The sequence below is a fragment of the Rhodanobacteraceae bacterium genome, assembly GCA_016713135.1.
GTDB lineage: Bacteria > Pseudomonadota > Gammaproteobacteria > Xanthomonadales > SZUA-5 > JADKFD01.
In genome coordinates this window covers 349,488-367,860 of record JADJPR010000001.1, presented here as the reverse complement: position 1 = coordinate 367,860, position 18,373 = coordinate 349,488, and the positions used below count along the sequence as shown (strand labels likewise).

Here is an 18,373-nt window from a genome sequence, read left to right as displayed (position 1 = left end):
ACCGGCAAAGCGTAAGGGGTGAGAGTCCCCGACAGGGAGAGGAGTAGCGATCCAATCTGTCCCCGAGTCATGCATGGCGCATCGCGAGATGCGTCGTGAAGCGTTGACAGGGGCGTCCATAGGCCAGCCATTGAGCCGCGAAAGAACCCTAATTCCGGGTGCCGACGCTTTCTATTCGGCGGAAGGCAGCACGCTGCGACGCGCTATTCGCGAGCGTCGTGGCGACCCGGCGAGGTCGCTGAACCCTGGCATGGGATACGCGCTTTGTACGGAGCCGGGAGGTCTCCGGTCCGACCGGTGGGCGGTGACGCCTGTCGGCCCGTGTCGGGAAGGCGAGGAGCCGAAGCCGACAATGCACGGACCGGAGAAGTCAGACTGCTGCGTAGTAGCGATGAAGTGGGCGAACAAGAACGCGCGAGCGGAGGCGGAGTTCATGGAGCGAAGGCGGCAGGCCGAAGGGAACGCGGGACAGCCACGCACGCGCCGGACGCAGAGCCGGAAAGCGTGTCACTGCAGCTGCACCGTGTACGCGAACGGGCGAAAGTCCGAGGGCAGGAGCGCTTCACGGCGCTGTTGCACCACCTCACGCCATCGCTGTTGGCGGCCGCTTTTTCCTGGTTGAAGCGGGATGCGGCCGTCGGTGTGGATGGCGTCACGTGGCACGACTACGAGGTTGACCAGGAGCGCCGACTCGCGGATTTGCACGAGCGTGTTCACCGTGGCACCTACCGAGCACGACCTTCGCGCCGCCAGTACATCGAGAAGGCTGATGGACGGCAACGTCCCTTGGGCATCGCGGCACTGGAGGACAAGATCGTGCAGCGGGCGCTGGTGGAAGTGCTGAATGCGATTTACGAGCAGGATTTTCTGGGCTTCTCGTATGGCTTCCGACCAGGGCGTGGACAGCACGATGCGCTGGACGCTCTGGCGGTGGCGATTGGACAGGAAAAAATTTGGATCGTGGACGCCGATTTGGCGAAGTTCTTCGACACCGTGAGTCATGAGTGGTTATTGCGGTTTCTGGAGCATCGTATCGGCGATGAGCGGGTGTTGCGGCTGATCAGGAAGTGGCTGAAAGCGGGAGTCATCGAGGACGGGGTGCACCTGGCCACCGAGGTGGGGACGCCGCAAGGCGCCGTGATCTCACCGCTGTTGGCGAATGTGTATCTGCACTACGTCTTTGACCTCTGGGCCCAGCAATGGCGAAAGCGCCATGCCCGGGGCTCGATGATCGTGGTGCGATATGCCGATGACATCGTGCTGGGATTCCAGCACCAGAGCGACGCTGAAGCATTCCCTGGTTGCGATGCGCGCACGACTGGAGCGATTTGCACTGACCCTGCATCCGGAGAAGACCCGGCTGCTGATGTTCGGCCGCTACGCGCAAGTGCAGCGCGACCGGGAGGGACAGGGTAAGGCCGAGACGTTCGACTTCTTGGGGTTCACGCACATCTGCGGACGCGACCGGCGCGGCGAATTTCAACTTCGTCGCCATACTCGGCGTGACCGCATGCGTGCTGCCCTGGTGGCGATCAAGGACGGCCTGCGGAGTCGACTCCACCAACCGATCCCGGTTCAGGGGAAATGGCTGGGGCAGGTGGTTGGCGGTTACATGGCCTACCACGGCGTACCGACCAACTTTCATCGGCTGGACGCGTTCCGGCACTACGCGGTCGACCACTGGCGCAAGGCGCTCAAGCGTCGCAGCCAGCGGGGCTCCACCACGTGGGACCGAATGAGCCAGCTGGCGGAGGCTTACATTCCCCGACCGCGCATCACCCATCCCTGGCCCAGCGTGCGCTTTCGCGTCAAACACCCAAGGTGGGAGCCCGGTGCGTTAATTGCGCCCGCCGGGATCTGTGCGGGGGGTGCCCGGTGACGGGCATTCCTACCGCGATCGAGCAGGACAGGCGGCTTGGTCCCAGGTGCAATGCCAGCCCCACCCAGTTTCCAAGCAATCGGCCAGCGGTATTGATCGGGATCAATGTCGCTCGTAGCCGCGGGCGCACGCTCATAAGCCGAGCAGTATCCGGAATGCCCGGATGACCTGCGCCAGGCTCGGAGTTCGCTGGAGAACAGCCATGAGTACCGTCACTCGCACAGCCATCGCAATCGCGCTCTCGCTGGCGCTGTTCGGTGCACAGACGGAGGCACAACAACTGAATTGGACCGTCGGGGTGAACAACGCCGACATTGCGCCGGGTGGCGTTGCGGGCGCGACGTTCAAGAGCTACAACCAGCCCGCCATCAACAATGCGGGACTGTTGGTCTTTCGCGCGCGCAGCAGCGTGGGGAGCGCGCAACAAGTTGACGGTATCTACCAGCGCAACCTGTTTCCGGCTGGTCCTGTCGTGAAGTTGTTGACCCGCGGCGACGCTGTTTCCGATCCCAACAACACGCTTTACAACGGCGTTCCAGCGGGTTATCTGGAATTCCCGTCGACTCCCCGGATCGACGCCACCTCGAACCTGATTGCCACCCGGGGCCAGCATGAGCCCGTCTGGACTTATCTGTTGGGAACCACGGAAACGCGTATCGGCACTTCAGGCATCTATGTCTTTCCGAATGGGGTTCCGGTCACCGGCGCAAGCCTGCTCGGCAGTGCCGTCGAACCCGATCAGTTCACTTTGAGCTTCCCCTGGTCTTCGGTGCCGGGCGCACTGCTGGGCCAGCGCTTCGACCAGTTCCCCGGGTCACCCGCGATCGCCGATGGCCGATACATCGTCTACAAGGGCAATTACACCGATCTGGGCGATGGGCTCGGACGTACCGGCATCTATTTCCGGGACGTCGTCGCGACCTCGCCAGTCCCTTATACCGGGCTTATTGCCAGCTCCAACACGGTGATCCCCAACCAGCCCGCCGGTGGTACCACCAAGTTCGGTTCTACAGCTCCGCCCAGCGCCGCCAATGGCTTCGTGTATTTCACCGGCCTCGACATCGAGGAAGCCCCGACGCTCGGCGGCATCTATCGCGCCCCGATCGCGTCGACGCCCCCGCTGCAGGTCATCGCGAGCATCGGCGGCCAGGTTCAGGCGAGCCCGCGGGAGTTGGGTTCCGGACGATGGGCGAGGCGCTCTCCTTGAATGAGGACGGCAGCCGAGTTGCATTCTGGGCCAGCTGGGGGGCCGAGACCTTCCAGAAGACGCTGGTGTGTCCGGTCGATGGCAATCCCGACATCATCGCGTACTGCAACCTGATCCATCCGACCGGTCTGGTAGTCGAGATTCCGGTCAATCAGGGCGTGTTTGTCTACGACCTGGACACCGATACCACCCACCGCGTCGCACGTACCCTGCAGGAGGGCATCGAGGACTTCATGTTCTGGGGATTCTCGGGCAGAGCGCCCGATGCGGGCGGATCGATCGAGCCCGGCACGGAACTGGCGCGCTGGCGTGCGGGCACCTTCGCCGCGCTGCATTCGCCGCCGGGCAGCAGTGGCCAGGTCGTTTTCAAGGCCAAGCGCAGGTCCCTGGATGGCCTCTATCTTCGCGAAGGAATCGTCAACGGTTTTCCGTTGCGGACGGTGGCCGAGGTCGGGACCACGACGGGTACGTCAGTCGATCCGTTGGCCCCGGCGGGTTCTTTCGTCAGTGCAGTCGGTGTGGAGCGGGACGGATTCCGTGGCGGTCGGCTGAGTGTGACCCTGAGCATGCTGTACGTCGATCCGCTCGACCCGGAAAACACCTTGGGCTGGGCCGGGATCTATGTCGCACCGATCGCCGAGGATGGTCTGTTCCGCAATGGCTTCGAGGGTTGACCCCACGCCCCCGGCGCCGCTGCAACGGCGCCGGGGACCTTCGACGCACCGCATGAATCCAAGTCCGTGCCATGGCGCCGGCGACCCGATGGAATCTGCTGGCCGCCGCGATGACCGTCGGCACCCAGGAGTTTCCAATGAACGCGTGGACGTTTTCCGCATGTACATGGGCGGTCGTGACTGCTGGCACGCTGGCCCTCGCCGCGGACACTGCAGCGGCTGAACCGGGACGTACGCCGAACAAGGAAATCACACCGCAGTGCCTCGCAGTGCCATTGACGACGGTTCCGAGCGGACCTGCGTGGTCCTTTGAAGTCAACACCGCCGGCGCAAGCGCACCGCCGGCGGTGGTTCGCGGCACGTTCTGGCGCAAGCCTTGCTCAACGCCCGACGACGCGCAACTGCTGCTGACATTCACGGCCGTGACCGGTACCCCGTTTGTATGCGGTGGCCTGCGCGTGGTGTTGATCCAGAACGCGCAGCAGACGAATGAAGTGTTTCTCGACACCGATCCCGACAATGGATTGGTGGACAGTTTCTGCGGCAGTTTGCTGGCGCCGACCACGATGGTCCTGAACGAAACGAACTCATCGTTTGTCTTTGATGACGACGCCAGCTTCAGTTTCGTCTACCTGGCGGGCACCAGCGCGTCGCCGAATGCCAGCGTGGCGGTGGCCGGATACAACCCGGCAGACTATGGACTGCCCACGCTACTGCAGCCGATCTCGGGCAAGCTGAGCGGCAGCTACTGCGATCCGGCGCGGAATGGCGAAGGTGTATTGGTGGAGGCCGGACAGATCGGCACACGCCGCGTCTTGTTCCTGACCTGGTACACCTATTCCGGCGGATTGCAGCGCTGGATCGCCGGCAACGTGGACTACACCGCCGGCACCACCGAAATCACGGTGCCACTACTGCTGACTACCGGCGGCTACTTCGGTTCTGCCTTCGATCCCGCGCAGGTGCAATGGTCCAACTGGGGTAACGCCACCCTGAGTTTTCCAACCTGCACCACGATGCGATTCCAGTGGATGGAGTTCGGCGGACAAACGGGCACCTACCACTACCAGCGGCTGCTCGAAGGACTCGACGGCGTTCCCTGTCCCTGAAACGATCCAGCCAGCGCGCGTCCTCCGGAGACCGTCGTCATTGGGCCCCGTCCCGCGCGCACATAAGCGCTGCCAGGCTCATTCGCGATCGAAATAGGCACGTAGGCTGTCGCGCTGTCTCAGCCGGTGAGACGCGAGCGGCATCCACTCAGGCTCCCACCCGCAGGAGCAACGCCATGAAATCCGGCCTCCGTGAAATCGTCGGCAAGACCATCACCGACGTCATCGTCGCCCGCAACGAGCGCGGCGACCCGGCCAATCAGGTGTTCCTGATCTTCGACGACGGCAGCTCTTCGAGTTCTGGGGCGCGCAGTTTAACTGCAACGGTGGCGTGTGGCCCGGCGGCGTGGCCGAGGCCGAGCACTACGTGGGCCGCTGCGGGGCCCGGGTGGTCGAGCGCAATCCGCAGCGCGCAGCGGACTGACCCGGCAGCACGCCGACGCTCGACGGGTGGCGGCGGGGTAGAGTCGGATGACTCCGATCAATGCGCGCCCGGCCGCGTGCCCACAGCATCCACCCATGTCCGACCCCGCCCTCTACCCCTGCTTCCTCGGCCCCTACGGCGAGAACGACGCGCTGCTGGAGAAACTGGTGGTCGAGTTCCTGCGCGACCACATCTACTGGCGGCGCAACTTCCATCCCGAGGACCCGCCGGCGATTCCGACGCATGCGGCGCAATCGCCCGGGTTCATGGCCTTCGAGGCCAGGCTGCGGCGCGAGCTGCACGCGCTCTCGGCGGCGCTGAAGCGCTCGGTGCCCTTCCATAGCCCGCGCTACCTCGGGCACATGGTGTCGGATTTGCTGATCCCGGGCCTGGCGGCGCAGATCCTCACGCTGCCCTACAACCCAAACAACGTGACCGGGGAAGTGGCGACGGTCACCATCGACCTGGAGCTGAAGGCCGGCCTGCAACTGGCGCGGATGCTCGGCTACCCCAGTGATCCTGCGGCGCCGGACTGCGCCTTCGGCCACCTGACCAGCGGCGGCACCCTGGCCAACTACCAGTCACTGCGGCTTGCGCTGGCGCTCAAGGCCTGGCCGCTGGCATTGCGCGCGGCCGGCGTGCCGGGGCTCGATTGCGGTGAAGACGACTGGCAGGCCTTCAACCTCGGCCCCGACGCGGCCATCGCGTTGCTCGACCGCTTCAATGCCTGGCTGGCGCAGCAATCCCCGCACGACGCGCGCACCTGGCGCATGCGGGTCAATGCCGAGCGCATCGAGACCCTCGGGCTGATCGATTTCTTCGCGCGCCATCCCGATCTCAAGCCGCCGATCGTGCTCGCGCCGGTAACCGCGCACTACTCGTGGAGCAAGGGCCTGAAGCTGATCGGCCTGGGCCGCAACTCGCTGCACCTGGTGCCGGAATCGGGAATGCGCATCGACCTCTCCGCGCTCGAGCGCATGCTCGACGACTTACTGGCGCAGCGCCAGCCGGTGCTGATGACGGTGGGCGTGCTCGGCAGTACCGAGTTCGGGACCATCGATCCGATCGACGGCCTGGTCGCGGCGCGTGCGCGGATGCAGGCGCGCGGGCTCGGCTACTCGGTGCACGTCGACGCCGCCTGGGGCGGCTACCTGGCGACCCTGTTCCGCGAGCCCGACGGCAGCCTGCGCGCATGGTCGGCGATGCGCGAGGACTACGCCGACTTCCCCTCGCCCGCGGTGCATGCCGCCTTCGCCGCGCTCGGCCAGACCGACTCGGTGACCATCGATCCGCACAAGCTTGGCTACCTCGCCTTCGGTGTCGGCGCCTTCGTCTGCCGCGACCAGCGCGCGGTGGGCCTCCTCGACGAGAGCGCCGACTATGTGTTCAAGGCGGATGCCGGCGACGATTTCTTCCACCGCCACCGGGCGCTCGGACGCTACATCCCGGAGGGTTCCAAGGCCGGCGCCAACGCCGCGGCGGTGTACGTGACCCACCAGGTACTGCCGCTGGACCACGCCCACTTCGGCCTGCTGCAGCGGCAGACCATCCGCAGCGCCGAGGCGTTCCTGCGGGCGCTGGCCGTGTTCGCCACCGCGCAGGCCGGGCGCGTGCGCGTCAGCGTGCCCTTCGCGCCGGACAGCAACCTGGTGTGCATGGCGCTCAATCCGGTCGGCAACCGCGACGTCGGCGCGATGAACCGCTACGTCCGCGGGCTGTACGACCAGATCAAGGCCAACCCCGACGTGCCGCTGCAGGCACGCGAGTTCTTCGGCTCGATGACCACCCTGCATCCGGATACGCTGGGGCCCGGCGACACCGCGCGGGTGCTCGCGGAACTCGACCTCGACCCGGCCACCCTGAACCCGGACGATCCCACCGCCGACCGCCTGGTGATCCTGCGCCACACCCTGATGAACCCGTACCTGATCGACCGCGAGAACGGCATCAGCTACCTGGAGCGCTATTTCGAGTTCCTGGCGCAGCGGGTGTAGCCCAAAGCGAAACCAAAGCTGGGCTTGCCAGGATGCCGCCACCAGATTGCGGGGTGGCCATGATTCGGATACTGGGGTTTGCGGCGGCGCTGTGCGCCTTTGGTGCATCGGCGCAGGAGATTGCGGTCAGCGCGGACCAGATACGCCTGCTGGAACTGGAGACGCGGCCGGCGCGGGCCGCGGGCACGCTGCGCCTGGCCGGGTTGCCGGCGCAGGTCGAGATCGCCGCCGGGGCCCAGCGCAGCGTGCTCGCGCCTTGGTCCAGCCAGGTGCTGATGCTGCAGGCGGACATCGGCGACCGGGTGGCGGCCGGCACGCCGCTGGCGGAACTGGCGAGCAGCGAACAGGCCGCCGCCGCCGCGCGGCTGGTGCAGGCGCAGGCGCTGGAGCGGCGCGCCAGGGCGCAGGCGCAGCGCGATCGCCAGTTGCATGCGGAAGGCGTGATCGCGCGGACGCGGTTGGAGCTCAGCGAGGCCGAGGCGCAGGCGGCGCGCGCGGCGCTGCAGGCCGAGGGCTCGGCCCTGGCCGGGGTCGAGTCGCTCGGCGGCGGCCGCTACCGCCTGCTGGCGCCGATGGATGGCGTGGTGGTGGCGCGCGCGCTGCAGGTGGACCAGCCAGTCGCGGCGTGGTCGGCGGCCTTCGTGATTGCCGACCCTGCGCGGCTGGCGGCGGTAATCCAGGTGCCCGCCGAGCGTGCGGGCGTGCTTCGGGTGGGCGATGCGGTGCGCATCGGCGATGCCACCGGCGCGATCACGCGGATCGGCGCGGTGGTCGATCCGCAGACCCAGACCCTGGCGCTGCGCGCGACCCTGGAGGCCGCCGGCAGCCTGCGCAGCGGGCAGCGCGCCAGCGCCGAGATCGCGGTGGCGGCGCCCGCGGGCGCGCTGGCGATCCCACGCGCCGCGCTGTGGTTCGAGGGCGATGCGGCGCATGTGTTCGCGCAAGGCGAGCCCGGGCATTTCCGCGATGTGCCGGTCGAGGTGCTCGACCAGGATCGCGACAGCGCCGTCGTGCGCGCCGATCTGGCCGCCGGCGCGCAGGTGGTGGTGCGCGGCGTGGCGGCACTCAAAGCCCTGCGCGAGGCGCCGTGATGCTGGCGCGCCTGATCGAGTTCTCGCTGGCGCAGCGCCTGCTGGTCGCGGTGCTGACGCTGGGCCTGTTGGTCGCCGGCTGGCAGGCGTTTCGCGGCCTGCCGATCGACGCCTTTCCGGACATCTCGCCGACCCAGGTCAAGCTGATCCTGAAGGCGCCGGGGATGACGCCGGAGGAGGTCGAGTCGCGCGTGGTGGCGCCGCTGGAAATGGAGTTGCTCGGGATTCCGCGCCAGCGCGTGCTGCGCTCGGCGGCCAAGTACGCGATCGCAGACATCACGATCGACTTCGAGGACGGCACCGACTTGTACTGGGCGCGCCAGCAGGTCTCGGAGCGCTATGCAAACGTTGTCGACGTGCTGCCGCAGGGCGTCGAAGGCGGCCTGGCCCCGATCGCCACGCCACTCAGCGATCTCTTCATGTTCACCATCGAGGGCGGCGAGCTGAGCCTGGCCGAGCGCCGGCGCCTGCTCGACTGGACCCTGCGTCCGGCGCTGCGCACCCTGCCCGGCGTGGCCGATGTGAATGCGCTCGGCGGGCGGGTGGGCGCGCTGGTAGTGGTGCCGCGCGCGGCAGCGATGCAGCAGGCCGGCATCGACAGCGAGGACCTGCGCGAGGCCCTGCTCGACAACAACCGCAACGACGGCGCCGGACGCCTGGTCGATGGCGAGGAGGCGCTGGTGCTGCGCACTGAGGGCGCGCTGGCCGACGCGCAAGCGATCGGCGAGCTGCTGATCGCGAATCCGCGCGGCGAGCGCGTACGCCTTGCGGATGTGGCCGACGTGCGCAGCGACAGCCTGACGCGCTACGGCAGCGTCACCCGCGACGGCAGCGGTGAGGCGGTCCAGGGCATCGTGATCGGCCTGCGCGGCGCCAATGCGCGCAGCCTGATCGCCGCGGTGCGCGCGCGCCTGGTGGAGCTGGCGCCCAGCCTGCCGCCAGGCGTCCGGGTGGAGGTGTTCTACGACCGCAGCGAGCTGGTCGACCGCGCGGTCGGCACGGTCACGCGCGCGCTGATCGAAGCCAGCGTGCTGGTGGTCGGCCTGCTGCTGCTGTTCCTCGGCGATGTGCGTGCGGCGCTGGTGGTCGCCCTCATGCTGCCGCTGTCGGCGCTGGCCACCTTCGTGCTGATGCGCCAGTTCGGGCTCAGCGCCAACCTGATGAGCCTGGGCGGCCTGGCGATCGCGATCGGCATGCTGGTCGACGGTGCGGTGGTGGTGGTCGAGAACGCGATCAGCCGGTTGTCCGCCGCGCACGGCGACACCCGGGTGCCGCGTTTGCACCAGATCTATCGCGCGAGCGTGGAGGTGGCGCTGCCGGTGGCCTCGGGCGTGTTCATCATCGCCCTGGTGTTCCTGCCGCTGCTGACGCTGGAAGGCCTGGAGGGCAAGTTGTTCGTGCCGGTGGCCCTGACCATCGTGTTCGCGCTCGCCGCCTCGCTGCTGCTGTCGCTCACGGTGGTACCGGTGCTCGCGTCCTGGCTCTTGCGTGCGCACGCCGGCGAGCCCTGGCTGATGCGCCAGGCGCTGCGCGCCTACCCGCCGCTGCTGGACGCGGTGCTGGCGCGCCCGCGCGCGGCGATCGCGGTGGCGCTGGCCAGCCTGGCGCTGGGCGGCGCGGCCTACCTCGCCACCGGCAAGACTTTCCTGCCGACCCTCGACGAGGGCGACATCCTGGTGCAACTGGAGAAGCTGCCGTCGATCCAGTTCGACGCCTCGCAGGCGCTCGACCTGGCGGTGCAACGCGAACTGCTGGCCAAGGTGCCGGAGATCGAGCACGCGGTGGCGCGCGTGGGCTCCGACGAGCTCGGTTTCGACCCGATGGGCCTGAATCAGACCGACATGTTCCTCAAGCTCAAGCCGCCCGGCGAATGGCAGGTGGCGGACAAGGATGCGCTGATCGAGCGCATACGAGGCGTGCTCGAGGGCTTCCCCGGTGTCGAGTACGGATTCACCCAGCCGATCGAGATGCGCGTGTCGGAGATGCTCACCGGCACCCGCGGCGATGTCGCGGTGAAGATCTTCGGCCCGGACCTCGCGGTGCTCGGCGATCTGGCGCAGCAGGTGGCGACGACGCTGGAACAGGTGGCCGGCAGCCAGGACGTGTTCCTGGTCGCCAACGAAGGCGTGCAGTACCTGTCGGCGCGCATCGACCGCGCGGCGGCCGGGCGCGAGGGCCTGTCGGTGGCGACGATCCAGGACGAGTTGCGCGCGCGGGTCGAAGGCGTGCCGGCCGGCAGCCTGCTCGACGGCAACCGCCGCATACCGCTGCTGGTGCGCGGCGCCGAGGACCTGCGCCACGATGCCGTGGCGTTTGCTGCAGCGGCGCTGGCGCGCGACGACGGCGGCGCGGTGCCGCTGTCGCAGGTGCTCGCCTTCGAGCGCACCGCCGGGCCGGTCAAGGTGGATCGCGAGAACGCCAGCCGTTTCGCGGTGGTCCAGAGCAATGTCGGCGGACGCGACCTGGTCGGTTTCGTGGCCGACGCGCAGCAGGCGGTCGCCACACGGGTGGCGCTACCGGACGGCTATCGCCTGGTCTGGGGCGGCCAGTTCGAGAACCAGCAGCGCGCCGCCGCGCGCCTGGCGCTGGTGGTGCCGATCGCGCTCGGCGCGATCTTCCTGACCCTGTTCGGCACCTTCGGCGCGGTGCGCCCGGCACTGCTGATCCTGGCCAACATCCCGTTCGCGCTGGTCGGCGGGGTGATCGCGCTGTGGCTCTCCGGCGAGTACCTGTCGGTGCCGGCGGCGGTGGGCTTCATCGCGCTGCTGGGCATCGCGGTGCTCAACGGGCTGGTGATGGTCGCCTTCTTCACCCAGCTGCGCGCAGCCGGCGCGAGCCTGGCGCATGCGGTGCGCGAGGGCGCGATCCGCCGCCTGCGTCCGGTGCTGATGACCGCCAGCATCACCGCGCTCGGCCTGGTGCCGCTGCTGTTCGCCAGTGGACCCGGGAGCGAGATCCAGCGCCCGCTGGCGGTGGTCGTCATCGGCGGCCTCGTCAGCGCAACGCCGCTGACGCTGCTGCTGCTGCCGCTGTTGTATCGCCGCCTGGGAGAACGCACCAATGGCTGAGCTCGACCTCAAGCGCCTGACCCTGGTGTATCCGCCGGATGTCGAGGTGGACCTGATCGAACTGCTGCTGGCGCTGGAACCACCCCTGCCCGGCTTCACCACCCTGGATGCCACCGGCCACGGCGCGGACTTCGCGCAGGCCAGCGTGCGCGAGCAGGTGCGCGGCCGGGTCGCCCGCTGCGTGCTGTTCATGGTGATCCCGCGCGAACGCGTCCAGCCGCTGGTGGCCGCAATCGCGCGGGCGTTGCCGGCGCGTCACGTCAGTTGGTGGATCGAACCGGTGGAAGCTTTCGGGAGGTTGGCTTGATGCGCACGCAGATCCTTCGCCGGTGCCTGCCGGCCGTGCTCGCCGCGCTGCTGCCGGGCGCGCTGTCGGCGGAACCGCTGCCCACGCTGGCGCAGGCCGAGCGCGCCATCGCTGCGCATCCGCTGGTGCGCGCGGCGGCCGCTGGCGCCGTGGCGGCGGCCCATCGCGCCGACGCCCTGCGCGCGGGCGAACACGAGTTCAGCGTCGACGGCCGTTGGCAGCAGCGCCGGGTGGATGGCGGCGGACACTATGGCGAGTGGGAATTCGGCCTGTCGCGCGGCCTGCGGCTGCCGGCCAAGGGTCGCGCCGATCGCGCCGGCGCCGAAGCGTTGGAGCGCACCGGGCGCGAGGCGCTCGCCGATGCGCACCACCAGGCGGCGCTGCTGCTGCACCAGCGCTGGTTCGACGCGCTCACGGCGCGTGCGCGGCGCGATGCGGCGGCCGCAGCCGCCGACAGCCTCGCCGCGGAAACTGCGGCCGTACGCCGGCGCCTGGACCTCGGCGATGCGGCAGCGATCGATCTCGACCGCGCCGAGGCCGCCAGCGCGGCGCAGCGCGCCGAGCTGGCGCGGGCCGAAGGCGAGTGGCAACTGGCCGCGACCGCCCTGACGCAGGAGTTCCCCGGCATCGCGCTGGAACGACTCCCGCCACTGGACGAACCCACACTGGCCCCGGACGCGATCGCCACGCTCGGCGCCGCGATCGTCGAGCACAGCCACGAACGCAGCCTGGCGCGGGCGCAACGGGACTTCGCGCTGGCGCACGCCGACCGCGCGCGCGCCGCGCGGATCGCCGATCCGGTGGTCGGCCTGCGCACCCTGAACGAAGTGGATGGGCGCGAAACCGCGCTGGGCCTGACCTTCAGCTGGCCGGTCGGCGGCAGCCGGCGGCGCGCCGAAGCGGCGGTCGCCCTGGCCGAGGCGGATCGCGCCGAAAGCGAACTGGCCGCGGTCGAGCGCGCCCTGCAGGCGCTGTCCGCAGCGGATGTCGCCGCGGCACGCGCCGGCGGCACGGTACTCGAACAGACGCGCACGGCGCTGGCCGCGGCCGAGCGCCAGGCGCGGCGCTCCGAACGCGCCCACGCGCTCGGCGAGCTGGACCTGGCGCAGCGCCTGCTTGCCCTGCGCCAGTTGCACGAGGCACGCAGTGCCGAACTCGCGTCCCTGATCGAAGCACATCGCGCGCTGACGCGGCTGCGCATCGACGCGCATGCGTTGTGGGCCGCACCGGGCAGCTCGGACGAGCACCTGCCGGCGCAAGTGGGCGATCCAGGCTGAGAGCACGGGCAAGCCCGGTCGCGCGCAGCGAGCCGATCATCGCAGCGGCACGGACGAGCGCCCGACGGCAATGCCTGCGGGCCGGACCGGGGCACGGAGCTTGCCCCTTGCCCCAAAACCGAATCCATGGGTGCCTAGGCCGGAGTGCCGCGCAGCGGCTCTGCGGCACGCTGCCGGTGAGGCGTCGCGCGCGACACCAGCCTGCGCAGCAGCGCCCCGTGTCATCCTTCCCGGTCGGACCCTTCGGTGCACGGCTCACACCAGCGGCAGCCCCGCCAACTGCGCGCGGAAACAGCCGTCGGCATAGTCCAGCGACAGGTCCAGGCGCAGCGCCGCCGCGAGGCCGCGCGCGATCACGAGGCCGCGGCCGGCGTGGCGCGGATCATCCGCTTGCAGGCGCACGCCGGCCTGGCCGAGCTGGGCCAGGTCGTCGGCGCTGATCGGGTTTGCCGGGTTGCTGATCGTGAGCGTCGCGCTGGCTTCCCCGCTGGCGAGGCGGACCTGCACCGGCGCATCCGCCAATGCGTACTCGAGGGCATTGCCGAGCAGGTTGGCGAGCAGCGGTCCCAGCAGGGCCGGATCGCTGCTGATCCAGCATTCGCGCGGCAGGCTGCGCTCGAGGCTGCGCTCGCCGTGGCCATTGCGCGCGGTCCGCAGGCACTGTTCCAGCAGTGCGACCAGATCGAGCGGTTCGCGCTCGACCTGCTCCAGTCCCGCCTCCACGCGCGCCAGCGATAGCAGCGCGCCAACCGACTGCGCGAGTCCCTGCGCCGAGAGCGCGATCTCGGCGACGTGCATGCGCATCTGCGCGGGATCGTTGCTGGCCGCCGCGGCATCGGCGAGCGCACAGATTTCGGCCAGCGGCGTACGCAGTTCGTGCGCCACATCGCGTGCGAAGCGCCGTTCCTGCTGCAGCAGGCGCCGCTGCTGCGCGAAGGCCTGCTCCAGCGTGTGGCCGATCGGCTTCAGCTCCACCGGCAGGCTGGCCACCGGCAACGGCCCGGCCTCCGGCGCGCCGGCGCGCGCCAGCGCCGCGTCGGCGAAGCGGTCCAGCGGGAGCAAGCCGCGGCGGATGCTCCACCACGCGGCCACCAGGGCCAGCAGCAGGGCGAGGACGATCCCGGCGCTGAGGCTGAGGTGCACCTGGCGCTCCAGTTCGTCCAGGCTTTCGCGCTCGGCGGCCACCACCAGCCAGCGCAGGGGATTGCCCGGCAGGCGCAACGCCACCGCCCGCCCGCCGTGCGCATCCGGCAGGCGCAGGTCGTAGTACACCGGATCCGCTGCGGGCCAGGTCTGCGGCGGTTGCAGCGAGCGCCCGCGGGCGGATTCCGACAGCAACAGACGCTCGCCGCGCTGATCGTAGATCTCGAAGAAGTCCTCGTGCCCGGATCCGCTGTAACCCGGCCACAGCCGCTGCAGCCCAGGGGCCGGGTCGCGGTGGTCGGCGAACGCGGCCACCGCACGCGCGCGATCCAGCAGGGCTCCATCGAAGCGCTGGTACAGCTCGCGGTCGACCAGCCAGTCGAGCATCAGGAACAATCCGCCCAGGACCGCGCCGAGGCCGATCGCCTGGGTCCAGACCAGACGCGCGCGCAGCGAGCGCGGCCCGCGTCCCTCAGGACTCGATGACATAACCGAAGCCCCGCCGGGTCTGCACCAGCTCACCCGCGCCGTGCTCGCCGAGCTTGCTGCGCAAAGTACTCATCAGCACCTCGATGACCTTGTCCGAGGACTCGCTGTGTCCGCTGTAGACGCGCTCGAACAGTTGCGCGCGGCTGAGCACGCGGCCGCGCTCGCGCAGCAGGCATTCGAGCAGGGCAAACTCCTTCGGCGACAGATTCAGGGTGCGCCCACCGACCTGCACCGCCCGCCGGCGCGGATCCAGCACCAGCGTCCCGGCGCGCAACTCGGGCTCGGGTTGCTCCAGGCTGCGACGCAGCAGCGCCGACAGGCGCGCGAGCAGTTCTTCGGATGAGAAGGGCTTGACCAGGTAATCGTCGGCGCCGCGGTCCAGCGCAGCCACCCGGTCCTGCACCTGGTCGCGGGCGGACAACACCAGCACCCGCGCCGGGTTGCCGCGGGCGCGCATTGTCCGCAGCACCTCAAGCCCGTCGACCTTCGGCAGCATCAGGTCGAGCACCACCACCGCGTAATCGTAGCGCTCCAGGTAGGCGAGCGCCTCGGCGCCATCGGCGGCCTGGTCCAGCGCGTAGCCGGCGCCGGCCAGCAGCGGCGCCAGCGCGTGGCGCAGGCGCTCGGAATCTTCTACCAGCAACAGGCGCATCGCCGACCGCCCAAACGGAATCCCGGGCCAGCATGCTGCACCAAGCTTCGAGCTTGATTAAGCCCGCTCAGGCGGACCGGCCGAGGCGCCCGGAGTGACACGCCGGCCGGCCCTGGTGGATCAGTTGCCGCAGCGCTCCTGGCCGGTGGCGAGGATCGCGTCCACTTCGACCTGCGGCAGCACCTGAGCGGCATACGGGAGCCCGGTGGTCAGCTCGATCTGTCCGGCGAAGGCGCGCAGATGGTTGCGCGAACCGCACAGCAGGTTGGCGTAGACCGAGTCGATGTCGGCGTGCTGCGAACGCTCGATCGCGGCGACGATGTCGCGCATGTCGACTTCCTCGATCAAGCCACCGACCTTGAGTGCTGACAGTGCGTCGGCAGCGCCGAGGCCCATCAGGTTGTCATGCAGGGCCTGCAACTCCGGATCCACGAACTCGCTGATGGGCAGGCCGACCACCGGATCCGTCAGCCGATACCGCTGCAGCAGCTGCAGGATCGCATCCATGTGCCGCTGTTCGGAGGTGGCGATGTTGTCGAAGGTGGCGATTCCGTAAGTCTCGCCGTTCTGCAGGTAGACATCGCGCGCCAGCTTCTCCTCCTGACGCATGAAGATCAGGTCGGCCTGCTCCACCACACTCAGCGGCTGCGCGGTCTGACCACCGCCGCCGCGACCACCGCGGCCGGCGTCAGCCGGGTTGCCCAGGACGCCGATGGCGCCGAACAGGGCCAGCACCAACATCGATTGCCGGAACATGATGCGTCTCCTCTCTTGGGGTTGGCACCAGTGTTGCGGCCGTCTGTTTCGCGCGGAATGCAGGTCGGCAACAGCGTGTTTCAGGTTGTTTCAGGTCAGTGCGGCGGTTCGCATTCTGGCTACCATCGCGCGATGAGCGAAGTCACCGGCCCGCGCATCCTGGTTGTCGACGACGATGCCGCCCTGCGCGGACTGGTGGTTGCCTACCTCGGCAACCACGGCTACCGGGTCGAAGGCGTGGGCGACGGGCGCGCGATGCGCGAGTCGATGGCGCGGCAGATGCCGGACCTGGTGGTGCTCGACCTGATGCTGCCGGGCGAGGATGGCCTGTCGCTGCTGCGTGGATTGCGCGCCAGCGACGGTCCGCCGGTGATCATGATCTCCGCGCGCGGCGAGGAGGTCGACCGGGTGGTCGGGCTGGAAGTCGGCGCCGACGACTACCTCGCCAAGCCCTTCGGTCCGCGCGAGCTGCTGGCCCGGGTGCGCGCGGTGCTGCGGCGCGGCCAGGCGCCGGTGGCGGCGGCCGAGTCAGGCCGCTTCGGACCATTCCGGCTGGACCGTGCGGCGCATGTGCTGTTGCGTGACGAAGTCGAGGTGCCGCTGACTTCCGGCGAGTACAACCTGATGCGGATCTTCGTCGACCATCCGAACCAGGTGCTGACGCGCGACCACCTGGTGTCCTTGCTGCGCGGCTTCGAGCGCACGCCCTTCGATCGCAGCATCGATGTGCGCGTGACCCGCTTGCGGCGCAAGATCGAGGCCACGCCGGAGGCACCGGCATACCTGCGCACGGTGTGGGGCGAGGGCTATCTGTTCGCGCCGCGCGGGGATTCGCGCGGATGAAACGCCGCAGCCTGTTCGCGCATGCGCTGTGGACGGTGTTCGCCGGCATGCTGCTCGCGCTGGGATGCGCCGCGTGGCTGGCCTATGCGCTGGCATTCCAGCCGCTCGCGGAGCGCAGCGCGGACGATTTCGCCGCCTTGCTGCTGCTCTCTGGCGAGCGCTACGCCGGACTGCCCGCCGCGGAACGTGGTGGATTCGCGGCCAGCGTGTGGCAGCAGGAGCAGGTGCGGATTACGGCCGTCAGCGTTCCGCGGGACGACCAGGTGCGGCACCATCCCTACCTGAACCTGCTGCGCGAGGCGCTGCGCCGACGTACCGGCGCGGCCGCGCGCGTGCGCGTCAGCGAGACCCTGCCGCAGCGTTTCCACGCCGAGATCCGCTACGACGCGCAGTGGCTGCGCTTCGACTTCGGCAAGGCGCGGGTGCCGCAGCGCCCGCGGCGCGCGCTGCTGCTGGCGCTCGGGGCGATGCTGCTGCTCAGCCTGGCGACTGCCGCCCTCCTGGCGCGTCAGCTCAGCCGTCCGGTGCGGGCTTTTGCGCTGGGCGCACGCGAGATCGGCCGCGGCGGCACACCGGGGCGATTGCCCGCGAGCGGAGTCGAAGAGCTCCACGCCCTGGGCGAAGCGATCGGCGGCATGGCGCAACAACTCGGCGCGCAGCGCGAGCAGGAGCTGACCCTGATGGCCGGCATCTCGCACGATCTGCGCAGCCCGCTGGCGCGGCTGTCGATGGGGCTCGGCATGCTCGGCGAGGGCGACGACGCGGCGACCCGGCGCCGGATGGAACTCGACATCGCCGAGATGGACCGCCTGATCGGCGCACAGATGGAATTGACCCGCGCGCGCCAGCCCGAACCGGTGCAGGCGGTCGATGTGTGCGCGCTGTTGCAGGAAGTGGCCGACGGCGCCGAGGCGCAACTGCCCGGCAGCGTCCACCTGCGCCTGCACGCCGACGCCTGCCGCGCGCAGCTGCCACCACTGGCGCTGCACCGGCTGGTGGCCAACCTCGTCGCCAATGCGCAATCGCACGGCGGCGGGCGGCTGGAGATCGTCTGCCGCCAGCTGCGCGGCGTGCTCTGCATCGGCGTGCGCGACCGCGGCCCCGGGATTCCCGCCGACCAGCGCGTAGCAGTGTTCCGCCCCTTCCACCGCCTCGATCCCGCGCGCCAGCGCAGCACCGGCGGCAGCGGGCTCGGCCTGGCCATTGCCCGCCAGCTGGCGGACACGCACGGCTGGACCCTCGGCCTGCGCACCCGCGGCGGCGGTGGCAGCAGCTTCTGGCTGCTGCTGCCCGGGGCTCTCGTGGCGGCCCGGGGCTGACCGGCGCGGTTCAGCCTGGCGGCGGGCGTCCACAAATCAAACCGTGCGGGACCGCGCCATAATATGCGTCCGATCAAATTGCGCAGTTCCGCGTTGCCGGCGATCGGCCTTCACATCGGTGGTGTGCAAGGAGAATCTCAT

At 69.4% G+C, this 18,373-nt stretch carries 13 protein-coding genes and 1 pseudogene; 11 read left to right on the top strand and 3 right to left on the bottom strand.

All coding sequences use genetic code 11. The annotated features are described in order from the left end of the window. Positions 1-88: 88 nt before the first annotated feature. From ltrA to IPK27_01340, 9 genes and pseudogenes are all read left to right on the top strand, one after another. Positions 89-1,879: pseudogene (gene ltrA, locus IPK27_01380) on the top strand (group II intron reverse transcriptase/maturase). A gap of 202 nt (positions 1,880-2,081) precedes the next feature. Beyond that, a complete protein-coding gene (locus IPK27_01375) occupies positions 2,082-3,086 on the top strand; it encodes a hypothetical protein (protein ID MBK8066307.1) in 1,005 nt (334 codons plus the stop codon). After that, positions 3,065-3,760, top strand: coding sequence for a hypothetical protein (locus tag IPK27_01370; protein ID MBK8066306.1), 696 nt, complete (start codon positions 3,065-3,067; stop codon positions 3,758-3,760). The genes IPK27_01375 and IPK27_01370 overlap by 22 nt, the downstream gene beginning before the upstream one ends. Positions 3,761-3,831: 71 nt before the next feature. After that, positions 3,832-4,869: a hypothetical protein gene (locus tag IPK27_01365; GenBank protein MBK8066305.1), complete on the top strand. Its 1,038-nt coding sequence runs from the start codon at positions 3,832-3,834 to the stop codon at positions 4,867-4,869. Positions 4,870-5,388: 519 nt separating this feature from the next. Next, the gene (locus IPK27_01360) at positions 5,389-7,287 is read left to right on the top strand and encodes a pyridoxal-dependent decarboxylase (protein ID MBK8066304.1); all 1,899 of its coding nucleotides are present in this window, start codon (positions 5,389-5,391) and stop codon (positions 7,285-7,287) included. 59 nt (positions 7,288-7,346) lie between these two features. Beyond that, a complete protein-coding gene (locus tag IPK27_01355; GenBank protein ID MBK8066303.1) occupies positions 7,347-8,378 on the top strand; it encodes an efflux RND transporter periplasmic adaptor subunit in 1,032 nt (343 codons plus the stop codon). After that, on the top strand, positions 8,378-11,446 hold the full coding sequence (locus IPK27_01350) for an efflux RND transporter permease subunit (GenBank protein ID MBK8066302.1): 3,069 nt from the start codon (positions 8,378-8,380) through the stop codon (positions 11,444-11,446). Before IPK27_01355 ends, IPK27_01350 begins: the two co-directional genes overlap by 1 nt. Further along, complete coding sequence (locus IPK27_01345; GenBank protein ID MBK8066301.1) at positions 11,439-11,753, top strand: DUF3240 family protein; 315 nt, start codon at positions 11,439-11,441, stop codon at positions 11,751-11,753. The genes IPK27_01350 and IPK27_01345 overlap by 8 nt, the downstream gene beginning before the upstream one ends. After that, a complete protein-coding gene (locus IPK27_01340; protein MBK8066300.1) occupies positions 11,753-13,030 on the top strand; it encodes a TolC family protein in 1,278 nt (425 codons plus the stop codon). Before IPK27_01345 ends, IPK27_01340 begins: the two co-directional genes overlap by 1 nt. 255 nt (positions 13,031-13,285) lie before the next feature. On the opposite strand, the gene IPK27_01335 is transcribed toward IPK27_01340, so the two are convergent. The 3 genes from IPK27_01335 to IPK27_01325 all read right to left on the bottom strand — a co-directional run bounded on the left by IPK27_01335 (position 13,286) and on the right by IPK27_01325 (position 16,070). Then, positions 13,286-14,662, bottom strand: coding sequence for a HAMP domain-containing histidine kinase (locus IPK27_01335; protein MBK8066299.1), 1,377 nt, complete (start codon positions 14,660-14,662; stop codon positions 13,286-13,288). Beyond that, positions 14,646-15,314, bottom strand: coding sequence for a response regulator transcription factor (locus IPK27_01330; GenBank protein MBK8066298.1), 669 nt, complete (start codon positions 15,312-15,314; stop codon positions 14,646-14,648). The genes IPK27_01335 and IPK27_01330 overlap by 17 nt, the downstream gene beginning before the upstream one ends. A 120-nt stretch (positions 15,315-15,434) precedes the next feature. Next, entirely contained in the window at positions 15,435-16,070 is a 636-nt protein-coding gene (locus tag IPK27_01325; protein ID MBK8066297.1) for a DUF2202 domain-containing protein, read from the bottom strand. 132 nt (positions 16,071-16,202) lie between these two features. Here IPK27_01325 and IPK27_01320 point away from each other — a divergent pair, with 132 nt between their 5' ends. Both IPK27_01320 and IPK27_01315 read left to right on the top strand, forming a co-directional pair. Continuing rightward, positions 16,203-16,913, top strand: coding sequence for a response regulator (locus tag IPK27_01320; GenBank protein ID MBK8066296.1), 711 nt, complete (start codon positions 16,203-16,205; stop codon positions 16,911-16,913). Further along, on the top strand, positions 16,910-18,232 hold the full coding sequence (locus tag IPK27_01315) for a HAMP domain-containing protein (GenBank protein MBK8066295.1): 1,323 nt from the start codon (positions 16,910-16,912) through the stop codon (positions 18,230-18,232). Before IPK27_01320 ends, IPK27_01315 begins: the two co-directional genes overlap by 4 nt. Positions 18,233-18,373: the final 141 nt, after the last annotated feature.